Below are 10,385 nucleotides of genomic sequence, written 5' to 3' on the forward strand. Positions count from 1 at the left end.
TCCGCATTGAAATTGAAGCCGTAATCCATGGCCTGGCGCAGGCCAAGGTAGGCGTCGAAAAACGTCGTGAACAGGATGACAAAAAACAGAAATTTGATGGTTTTTGTGTCCTGCACCGCGTAGTAGGCCAGGAAGTAAAACAACATGTAGATGAGGCAGTTTTTGAGCACCTGGAGATCGGCCAAGGTGGTTGTTGCGTCGTACACCTGGCCAATCAGGAAGCCCCAGGCCAGCACCAGAAAAAAGAAAATGAATTCTTTTTTGAGCGGCGCCGGTCCTGGGTTCTGGGCCTTGTTGCGGACAACCAGTAGCAGGATGCTGAAAAACAGCAGATTGGTGACGTTCAGCCCGGTGCCCGAAAAATCCGGGAAATGGGACTGATTCGGGATGTAGAAAATGGCGGCAGCGAGTAACAGCCTCAGTGCCCGCGGCGTGGCTTGAACGGCAGTTTGGCTTTCGGCTTTCATCGCGGTCCATGGTGACCCGTCGGACGAACATGAGCTTGCGCCCTACGGGTTTGGTGACGTACTGATCGGTCAGCGCGTGCGTCGAAGAGGCGCCGTGCCACATCTCGTAGTTCAGGGTCAGCCACAAAAGTTCGCTGAACGGAACGACGACCTATGCAGAGGGTCCCCTGTCGGCTCCAACGCACGGCCAGCTTGATGCAGCAGCACTCCTCCCGGATCAACGCTCCACCTCACGTTCCTGCTCAGCCGCCAGTGCCCGTCCCGTGCCCCCGGGGGCCGGCCGCACAACGTCCTCAACCTGCCGGCCGCAGGCTTCAGATTTGTCGATTTATGGATTGATCTCTGAACAATTCCGCAAGGTACCCAGGCCAACCCCATGAATCGAGGGTTCCAAGTCACACTCCAACGAATACGATGATGGACCCAACTGCGAAAAATCGGCAGGGTTGCAAGCCCGATTGGAACTTCTGCCCACCTGACTGCGATGATCAAACCCCATCCAACCACGGTCTTGATGTATCACGCAGTATCCGCTGTAGGCGATGGCTTTTCACGAGCCGATGCGCACTATTCGGTCGACCCAGCCCGGTTTCTGGAACAACTCCAACTCGTCCGTGACGCCGGACGACGACCCCAGAGCGTGCAGTCGCTGCTGCTGCGCCCGGAAGCGTCCGCTGTAGCCTTCACCTTCGACGACGGCGACGTCAGCAATGCCTGGGCAGCGCAGGCATTGCACGATGCAGGTGGCTCCGGTGATTTTTTCGTCAATACGCAAACCGTCGGCAAGGCTGGGCATCTGAGCTGGCAGGCCTTGCGCGACATGACTGCGGCGGGCATGTCGATCCAGTCGCACGCACACAGCCATCGTTACCTGGACGAACTCCCCCCAGCCGAGGTCGAGCAGGAATTGCACACCTCCAAGGCCATGCTGGAAGACAAGCTCGGCTGCCCGGTCGAGCTGTTCGCGCCACCCGGCGGACGCATGCCGGCCGGCATGCACCTCACCACCACGCGCCTGGGTTACAAGGCCATCTGCTCGTCGCGCGTAGCCCTGTGGCGTGACTTGCGGTCCGATGACATTCCACGCCTGGCCGTGTTGCGCGGCACGACGCCAGCGCAATTTTCGAAATGGCTCGCACAAGACCGCCTGGAACTGCTGCGCCAGCGGCTGCGCCACGGCGCCCTGACTTCCAGCAAGCAGTTGCTGGGCAATACCAATTACGAGCGCGTGCGACGCGGCCTGCTGCGCCTGGCCTCGGGCGGGCGCTGAGATGGCGGCATGGCTGCTCTGGGTCAGCATCGCCCTGCTGCTCTACACCTACTTCGGCTATCCAGCCCTTGTGGCCTTGTGGGCGCGCCTGGCACCACGGCCCGTGGCGGCATCGCCTCACTACCGACCGCGGCTGGCGATGATCGTGGTGGCGCGCAACGAGGTGGCACGCATTCGGGCCAAGATCGAAACCTGCCTGGCACAGGATTACCCGCCTGACCGGTTGCGGGTGCTCATCGTCTCCGACGGCTCGACCGATGGCATGGACGATGTCGTGCGCGGCTTCGCCTCGCCGCGAGTCGGCTTGCTTGCTTTTCCGCTGACGCGCGGCAAAGCCGCATGCCTGAACGACGCCATCGCCAGCTGCGATGAAGAGGTTCTGGTGCTGACCGATGCGCGCCAGCGCCTCAACCCCGAAGCGGTACGCCATCTGACGGCCAATCTCGCCGATCCGCAGGTCGGCGCCGTCAGCGGCGAATTGGTCTTCGTCGCCGAAGATGCCAACGCCTTCGCCAGCGGCGTCAGCGCCTATTGGCGCTATGAAAAATTCATCCGCCGCAGCCAAGCGGCCATCCACTCGGTGCCCGGCGTCACCGGGGCGCTGTATGCGCTGCGCAAAAGCTGTTTCAGGCCCATACCACCCAGCACCATCCTCGACGACGTGGCCATCCCCATGCAGGCGGCGATGCAGGGCAGGCGCGTGGTGTTCGAAAGCCGCGCCCTGGCCTACGACACCCCCTCGACCGAAGCCCGGCAGGAACGCCGCCGCAAGGTGCGCACCCTGGCCGGCAATTTCCAGTTGCTTCTGCTCTATCCGCAACTGCTGCTGCCCTGGCGCAACCCCATCTTCATCCAGTTCGTGTCCCACAAGCTGCTGCGGCTGCTGGCGCCATGGGCCATGTCGCTGGCCCTGCTGAGCAATGTCGCGCTGGCCTTGCATTCCACGTTTTACGCCGCGCTGCTGGCCCTGCAACTGGCGTTCTATGCGCTGCCGCTGCTCGGCGCGCTGGTGCCGGCATGCCGCAACTGCGGCCTGGTGAAATTGGCGACGACCTTCATCGCACTCAACGGCTACGCCATGCTCGGATTTTTCGAGTTTCTCACCAACCGCAACGCCCACCTCTGGCGCGCCGGCCCAGCAACGACCCCCGAACGGCCGCAGGCCTGATTCCCGAAACAAGAAAGCGAACACGACGATGCGGGTGGTGTACTTCGTTTCCCTGTTTCCATGCTGGTCGGAAACGTTCATCGTGCGCGAAATCCGTGCCTTGATCGACCTCGGCATGGATGTCCACATCGTCTCTCTCAAGCCGCCCAGTGAAGCCCTGACGCAGTCCGACGCCCAGACGCTGCTGGACAGGGTGATCTACCCGCCCGGCAAGACGCACGCCATGCTGCTGGCGGGAGCCGAACTCCTGCGCCACCCCTTGCGCTCCTTCACCGAGCTAGGGCAAATCGTGCAAGGCTTGCGGCGTCAGCCGCAGGCCTTGGTCAAGACCCTGGTGACCTGGTGGCGCACCCTGGCGATGCTGCGCGCCGTCAGGCGCCTGCAGCCCGGCCACCTGCACGCCCATTGGGCGACCTATCCCTCGACGGCGGCCATGTTCGCCGCGGGCCGGCTGGGGCTTCCCTTCAGCTTCACCGCCCATGCACACGACATCTTCCTGGAAGATCAATTGCTGGCGCCCAAATTGGCGCGCGCCAGGTTCAGCGTGACCATCTCCCAGTACAACCGCACTTTTCTTGCCGACCGTGTCTCGCTCGTCCTGCTCGACCGAATGCGCGTCATTCATTGCGGGGTCTCCCCCCAGGACTATGCCTTCAAGCCGCAGGACCGGCAGCCTGGGCTGATCCTGGCAGTCGGCCGGCTGGACCCGATCAAAGGTTTCGAGCATCTGATCGATGCCTGCGGCCTGCTGGCCGAACGCGGCGTGGAGTTCACCTGCCGCATCGTCGGCGAAGGCCCGCTGCGCGATCCCCTCTCCCGGCAAATCGCCAGGGTTGGCTTGCAGCACAAGGTGCAACTACTGGGCGCGCGCAAACAGGAGGAAGTGCGCGCATTGCTGAGCAGGGCAGCGGTGTTCGCGCTGCCCTGCGTGATCACGCCGCAGGGCGACCGCGACGGCATTCCCGTGGCGCTGATGGAGGCCATGGCCTGCGGCACGCCCGTGGTGTCCACGCGCGTCTCGGGCATCCCGGAGCTGGTGACGGACAAGATCTGCGGCCTGCTGGCCGAGCCCGGCGATGCGGCCGATCTGGCACGCTGCATCGAACACCAGCTCGGCCACACGGCTGAAGTCCAAACCCGCGTCTTGGAGGGGCGGCGCAAGGTCGTGGCTGAATTCGCCATTGCCACCGAAGCTGCCAAATTGCATGCCGCCATCGCCTCGGACGGCATGCCGAGCAAGGTCGCCGCGCAAGTCGGTCATGGGTAAAAGTGCCCCCAATGGTCCGCCAGCGGACCCCCCCCGAGGGGGCAAGCCAACCTTGGGGCGGCCCGGCGGTTTGCTTGAAAGTGCCCCCAATCGTCCGCCAGCGGACTTCCCCCGAAATCCGCTCGAGAGGCCGCGCAGGATCCGTGTGCTCATCGTCACCGATGAAATGGAGGTCGGCGGGACGCAGCGTCAGATCGTGCAGATGGCGCTGGGGCTCGACCGCTCGCGCTTCGAACCCACGGTTCTGTATTTCCGCAACCGCTCGTTTTTTGTCGACCAGCTCGAGCAGGCCGGCGTGCCCGTTCTGCTTGTCGCCAAGCATGCGCGCATCGACCCGGGGTTCGTCCGCCGTCTGCGCCAGACCGTGGCAGCAGGCGCGTTCGACGTGATGCATTGCTTCGCCCTCACCGGCGAACTGTGGGGCGCCGTGGTCCACGCCCTACTCCCCGCCCGGCGCAAGCCCGTGCTGCTGAGCTCCATCCGCAATACCTACGACTGGGAGCGCCCGCTGCACCGCCGCATCAAGCAATGGGTGATGCGGCGGTCATGGCAGGTCGTGGCCAACTCCGAGGCGGGCGCGCAAAGCGCGCGGCGCAGCATGCAACTGCCGCCCGGGCTCATCCGCGTGATCTACAACGGCGTGACCGTGCCCGAGCTTGCGCCTGAAACCGGCGCGACCGTGCGCACTCGGCTCGGCATCGATCTGAACACGCCCTTGATCCTGTTCGTCGGCCGCCTCGTCGAACAAAAAGACGTGGCCACACTGATCCGTGCCATGGCCCAACTGCGAAACACCCATGCACGACTCATCATCGCCGGAGATGGTCCGCTGCGCCCGGCGCTCGGGCAACAAGCGGGGTTGCTCGGGCTGAGCGAGCAAGTCCATTTCCTGGGTCAGCGCAATGACGCTGCGGCACTGATGTCGGCAGCCAGCATGGTGGCGCTGCCCTCCCTGGTTGAGGGGCTGTCAAACGTCATTCTCGAGGGCATGATGTGCGGACGTCCAGTGATTGCATCGCGTACCGGGGGGAATGTCGAATTGGTCGAACACGAGCGCACGGGCCTGCTGTTCCATGTCGGCGACGACGCCGCGCTGGCCGCCTGTATCCAGCGCCTCATCGACAACCCCGAGCAAGCCGTCAACCTGGGCCGTGCGGCACGCGACAAGGCGCTGCGTTGCTTCAGCATGCCGGCGATGGTGGCCGCGTTTGCAACCCTCTACGAGGAAGCGGCAACCCTGCGGTGCGCGCCTCGTCCCTGAGCCTTTAACTCTCACCGCTTCCATCCATGTCTGCCATCCTCGGCGATTTTCTGGTTCTCATCGGCCCCGAGCGGCCACCCGCCGGAATGGCCGATTTGTCCGACCCCGCGCTATGGCCCCCGGCCGCCAGCGACTCCCCAGTGCGACAGGCGATGCCAGTCCCCCATGTTCATGTCTGGGTGCGCGGCGACACCCGCATCATTGGTGATGGCACAGCTGGCGGACTGGGGCTGGCCCTGGAGCCCCCGCGGGGCAGCGCGCGAGCCGCAGCCATCGACCCGCGCGACGCGGTGGTCGCCGCCTGGGTGCGCGATGGCCGCTTCGCGCACCAACATCTCAACGGTCGCTACAGCTACGTGCTGTGGTCGGTCGACGGCAAACGCGCACTGGCCTGCACCGATGCGTTCCGCACCTGCCCGGTGTTTCATGCGCAAGTGGGCGCCGGCCTGCTCATCGCCAGCGACTTGCGGCTCATCCTGCGCTCCGGTCTGCTGGCCCCCCGCGTATCGCTGCAGGCGGTGTACCAATACCTCAACTTCAGCTATGTACCCGCACCTTTGACCGTCATCGAAGGTGCGGCCAAGCTGCCCGCCGGAACCTGCCTGGAATGGAATGGTGCGCGGGTTCAACTGCGCCGCCAATGGGATGCCCGCTACCCGGAAGACATGGCGGCACCGCAGGCGCAGCGCATTGAGCAGTTGCGTGAAACCATTCTGCACACCGTGCGCGATTACCGCAGTGCCGACGCGCAGGGCTGGGGCACGTTTCTCAGCGGCGGGACCGACAGCTCCAGCATCTCGGGCATTCTGTCGCAAGCGCACGATGCCCCAGTGAACAGCTTTTCCATCGGATTCCAGGAAGATGGCTACGACGAGTTGCCCTACTCACGCATCGCCAGTCAGCATTTCGGCCTGAAAGCCCACGAGTATCGCGTGAGTGAAGACGACGCCGTTGCCGCCCTGCCCAAACTGGTGGGCGCGTACGACGAGCCCTTCGGCAACTCCTCCGCCATTCCCACCTTCTACTGCACCACGCTGGCCGCACAAAATGGCGTCACGCTGATGGTCGCCGGTGACGGCGGCGACGAAATCTTCGGCGGCAACGAGCGCTATCGCAAGGACCAGATCTTCCATCGCTTCCACACGGCGCCTGTTTCCGTGCGGGCACTGGGCAAAACCCTGGCTGGTGCGCTCAAGGGAGTGGACTCGCGCTTCGCCAACCGCATCAAGAACTTCGTTCACCGCGCCACACTGCCCAACCCCGACCGTTTCTACAGCGACGACGCTTTCGCCTCCAAACATTTCGAGGCGATGCTCAGCCCCGCGTTCCGCGCCGCTGTCCGAGCCGACGACGCGCTGGACGTGCAGCGCCGCATCTATGCCGACGCTCAAGCACATGCGGAGCTGCATCGGCTGATGTACCTCGACCTGAAAATGACCATCGCCGACAACGATGTGGTCAAGGTGACGCGCGCCGCCAAGCTGGCCGGCGTGGAGGTGGCCTTCCCCTACCTCGACCGTCGCCTGGTCGATTTCACCGGCCGCCTGCCGGCTTCGGACAAGGTGCGCGGCTTGGACAAGCGCCATCTGTTCAAGCTGGCGATGAACGACATCCTGCCGGAAGCGATCCGCAAGAAGAAAAAGCAGGGCTTCGGCTTGCCCACCAGCGTGTGGCTGCAGCGCGGCGGAAGCTATGCCAAGCTGCTCACTGGCATCGTGCTGTCCGATCGCGCGGCCGCCCGCGGTTACTTCAACCCCGACTTCATTCGCGGCTTGATCGAGCGCCACCAAAGCGGCGCGTGGGACCACGCGGCCGATATTCACATGCTGGCCGTACTCGAGTTGTGGCACCGCGAATACATCGACCCCATCACCGAGCGCCAAAACACGGCTACGGTCCTGCAGCCGCAAGCTGCGCCGCGGGCCATGGCGGCCTGAGCGCGAGCAGAGCCAGACATCATGTGCGGAATCGCAGGACTCTACGGACTGGGCGGCCGGCTGGATGCCGATCCGGCCGTGATCGACGCCATGTGCCAGCGCATCGAGCACCGCGGGCCGGACGACCGGGGCGTGTTCCGCCACCCGATCGGCCATATCGGCATGCAGCGCCTGAGCATCATCGACATCGCCACCGGCCATCAACCCATCCACAACGAAGATCGCACGGTGTGGATCGTGTTCAACGGCGAGATCTACAACTTTCGTGATCTGCGCAGCGAGCTTGAATCCGCGGGGCACATCTTCACCACCCACACCGACACCGAATGCATCGTGCACGGCTACGAGCAGTGGGGCGAAGGCGTGTTCGAGCGCCTGCGCGGCATGTTCGGCGTGGCGATTCTGGATCTCGCCCAAAACAAACTTGTGCTCGGTCGCGACCGCCTCGGCAAGAAGCCGCTCTACTACACCACCCTGGCTGACGGCACACTGGCCTTTGGCTCCGAACTCAAATGCCTGGCCGTAGTGCCGGGCTTTCGCGCCAAGGTTTCTTCTCAAGCGACGCACGACTACTTCGCGCTGGGCTATGTGCCGGCGCCCGCCAGCATTTACGAAGGCGTCCACAAGCTCCCCCCTGCGCATGTGCTGGCCGCGCAGCATGGTCAAGTCAGCTTGCGCCGCTATTGGCAACCGGTATTCGGGCCGAAGTGGACCGATGACGAACCCACCCTGCAGCGCCGCCTGCTCGAGCAGCTCGAAGACGCGGTGCGCGTGCGCCTGGTGAGCGATGTGCCCTTCGGGGCGTTTCTGAGCGGCGGGCTCGATTCCAGCGTGGTCGCCGCGCTGATGGCGCGCAATATGGCGCAGCCGGTGAAAACCTTTTCCATCGGCTTTCGCGAGGAGCGCTTCAACGAACTGCCCGCAGCCCGCGCCGTGGCCCGGCACATTGGCGCCGACCACACCGAACTCGTCGTCGAGGCCAACGCCGTGTCCACGCTGAAAGACCTGGTCTGGTACTTCGACGAGCCCTTCGGCGACTCATCCTCGGTTCCCACCTATCTCGTCGCCAAGCTGGCGGCGGGTCATGTGAAGATGGTGCTTTCGGGCGACGGCGGGGACGAACTCTTCGCCGGCTACGAACGCTATGCGAAATACCAGAAGCTGCTCACACTGCGTCGATCCTCACTTGGCCTGGGCGGGCCTTTGCTGCGCACCGCTGCAGCCCTCGCACCCGGCACGCTGGGCGTGCGCCTGCGCCGCATCGCGACGCGCATGGCATTGCCCTACCCCGACGATTACATCTCCAGCGTGGCGCTGGCCAACAGTGACGACCTGCGCCTCATCCTCGCCCCCGAGTTCCAGCGGGCCGACCCCTATTCCAGCATCCGCCGGCATTTTCTCGATGCGAACATCCCCGACCCGATGGAACGCATCCTGAACGGGGACATGGCCACATATCTCAGCGACGACATTCTGGTCAAGGTCGACCGCATGACCATGGCCAATTCGCTCGAAGCCCGCGCCCCACTGCTTGACCATGTCCTGCTCGAATTCGCCGCGCGGCTGCCGTTCGACCTCAAGCTGCGCGACGGCAAGCTGCGCGACGGCAAGGGCAAGTACCTGTTCCGGCGCGTGGCGGAAGAACTCCTGCCCGCCAGCGTGCTGAACAAGCCCAAGCAAGGCTTCGCCATTCCCATCGCCCACTGGCTGCGCCACGATTTGCGCGAACTCATGCGCGACACCATCAACTCACGCCGCTTCGCCGAGCGCGGCGTGTTCAATGTCGAAGGGGTGCGCTTGTGCATGAATCGGCACTTGGCCGGCACGCACGACAACAGCGAGCTTCTGTGGCTGACCCTGACCTACGAAATGTGGGCGCAACGCTTCCTTGACCAGGCTGACGGACTTTCCGGTGCAGCGTTGCAGTCCCCGGCCGCCAGCCTCATTCCAGCCTGACCAACCCACCTGATCGATGATGAAAGCCGCAAGCCCCGCCATCGCCACCGACGTACAGGCCACGCCGCGTGCGCTGAAGTATCTGCTGATGTTCACCATTTTCTACATCCCGAATCAGCGCATGTTCCCAGACTTCACGCTGACCGGGCTGAACATCACCAATCTGTTGTTTGTCGCTATCTTGGTACTCATCATGAGAAACAAGAACAAGGCCCAGACCCCAGGACCGGCGCCGCTCAAAAAGCAGTTCGTGTTTTTTTCACTGGTGTTGATCTGGGGCTTCCTGATTGGTCAGGTGTACGACGCATCGACCGTACTGGCGGACTTTCAGGCGCTCAAGAATGCCCTGCTCTACATGCTGCTGTTCTTTTTGTCCTATTACGCAGTGCGGGACAAAAGAACCATCAAACTGCTGTTTTTCGCCATTCTGTTCACCGTGTTTTTCGACACCTACCTCGGCCTGCGGCAGGTGCTGGACTATGGCTTCAACTACAACGAAATGCGCCGCGTAGCAGCGCCTTTTAGCTGGAACTCGACCGACGCGAACCGCTCTTCGGCGTTCTACACCATCTATCTGACCCTGATGGGGGTCACCGCCCTTTACTACCGTTCGAGCCGCACCGTGCGCTGGATGGCCTTGGCCTGCCTGGCCTTCGGCATCTTCGTCAACTTCTTCACCTACTCCAGGCAGTCCTACGGCATTCTTGCGATCCTGGCCCTGATTCTGACCTTCCGCCGCAGTGCCTTGCTCGCGGCGGTCATCGTCATCGCCTTGTTCAACTACCACCTTTGGTTGCCTGATTCCGTCATTGCGCGTATTGACATGACGATGCAAACCAAGGATTCCATGCCCGGCGTGGTCGCAGTTCCCCTGGACAAGGAACTCGACACCAGTACGGAGAGCCGCTTCATCATCTGGAGCGGTGCTGCACAACTCATCGCGCGCAACCCCTGGGGCGTCGGCTTGAACCATTTCGAGCGCAATATCGGTACCTATGCGCCGGCATACGCCCATTACGACGCGCACAACTACTACGTGCTGAGCACCACGGAAGACGG

Annotated in this window: 8 protein-coding genes; 7 read left to right on the forward strand and 1 reads right to left on the reverse strand. The window is 63.4% G+C overall.

The annotated features are described in order from the left end of the window. A partial coding sequence (locus tag ACYCUK_RS21450) for a hypothetical protein (RefSeq protein WP_461596662.1) occupies positions 1 to 467 on the reverse strand: 467 nt, incomplete at its 3' end. Positions 468 to 951: 484 nt separating this feature from the next. On the opposite strand from ACYCUK_RS21450, the gene ACYCUK_RS21455 reads away from it, so the two are divergent. The 7 genes from ACYCUK_RS21455 to ACYCUK_RS21485 all read left to right on the forward strand — a co-directional run. Then, positions 952 to 1,737, forward strand: a complete 786-nt coding sequence (locus ACYCUK_RS21455) for a polysaccharide deacetylase family protein (RefSeq protein WP_461596663.1) — start codon at positions 952 to 954, stop codon at positions 1,735 to 1,737. Between the two features lies 1 nt (position 1,738). Next, positions 1,739 to 2,905 (forward strand): glycosyltransferase family 2 protein, encoded by a 1,167-nt coding sequence (locus ACYCUK_RS21460; protein WP_461596664.1) that lies wholly within the window; start codon positions 1,739 to 1,741, stop codon positions 2,903 to 2,905. Positions 2,906 to 2,942: 37 nt separating this feature from the next. Next, on the forward strand, positions 2,943 to 4,172 hold the full coding sequence (locus tag ACYCUK_RS21465) for a glycosyltransferase (protein WP_461596665.1): 1,230 nt from the start codon (positions 2,943 to 2,945) through the stop codon (positions 4,170 to 4,172). 145 nt (positions 4,173 to 4,317) lie between these two features. Further along, on the forward strand, positions 4,318 to 5,433 hold the full coding sequence (locus ACYCUK_RS21470) for a glycosyltransferase (RefSeq protein ID WP_461596666.1): 1,116 nt from the start codon (positions 4,318 to 4,320) through the stop codon (positions 5,431 to 5,433). 26 nt (positions 5,434 to 5,459) lie between these two features. Further along, complete coding sequence (locus ACYCUK_RS21475; RefSeq protein WP_461596667.1) at positions 5,460 to 7,370, forward strand: asparagine synthetase B family protein; 1,911 nt, start codon at positions 5,460 to 5,462, stop codon at positions 7,368 to 7,370. A 21-nt stretch (positions 7,371 to 7,391) separates the two neighbouring features. Beyond that, a complete protein-coding gene (asnB, locus tag ACYCUK_RS21480; protein WP_461596668.1) occupies positions 7,392 to 9,326 on the forward strand; it encodes an asparagine synthase (glutamine-hydrolyzing) in 1,935 nt (644 codons plus the stop codon). Positions 9,327 to 9,342: 16 nt separating this feature from the next. After that, a partial coding sequence (locus ACYCUK_RS21485) for an O-antigen ligase family protein (protein ID WP_461596669.1) occupies positions 9,343 to 10,385 on the forward strand: 1,043 nt, incomplete at its 3' end.

This window comes from Thiomonas sp., assembly GCF_054608695.1.

What these genes read in the sequence shown, in the direction of transcription:
- ACYCUK_RS21455 (WP_461596663.1), top strand. Translation starts at nt 952, where the DNA reads ATGATCAAACCCCATCCAACCACGGTCTTGATGTATCACGCAGTATCC.
- ACYCUK_RS21460 (WP_461596664.1), top strand. Translation starts at nt 1,739, where the DNA reads ATGGCGGCATGGCTGCTCTGGGTCAGCATCGCCCTGCTGCTCTACACC.
- ACYCUK_RS21475 (WP_461596667.1), top strand. Translation starts at nt 5,460, where the DNA reads ATGTCTGCCATCCTCGGCGATTTTCTGGTTCTCATCGGCCCCGAGCGG.
- asnB (WP_461596668.1), top strand. Translation starts at nt 7,392, where the DNA reads ATGTGCGGAATCGCAGGACTCTACGGACTGGGCGGCCGGCTGGATGCC.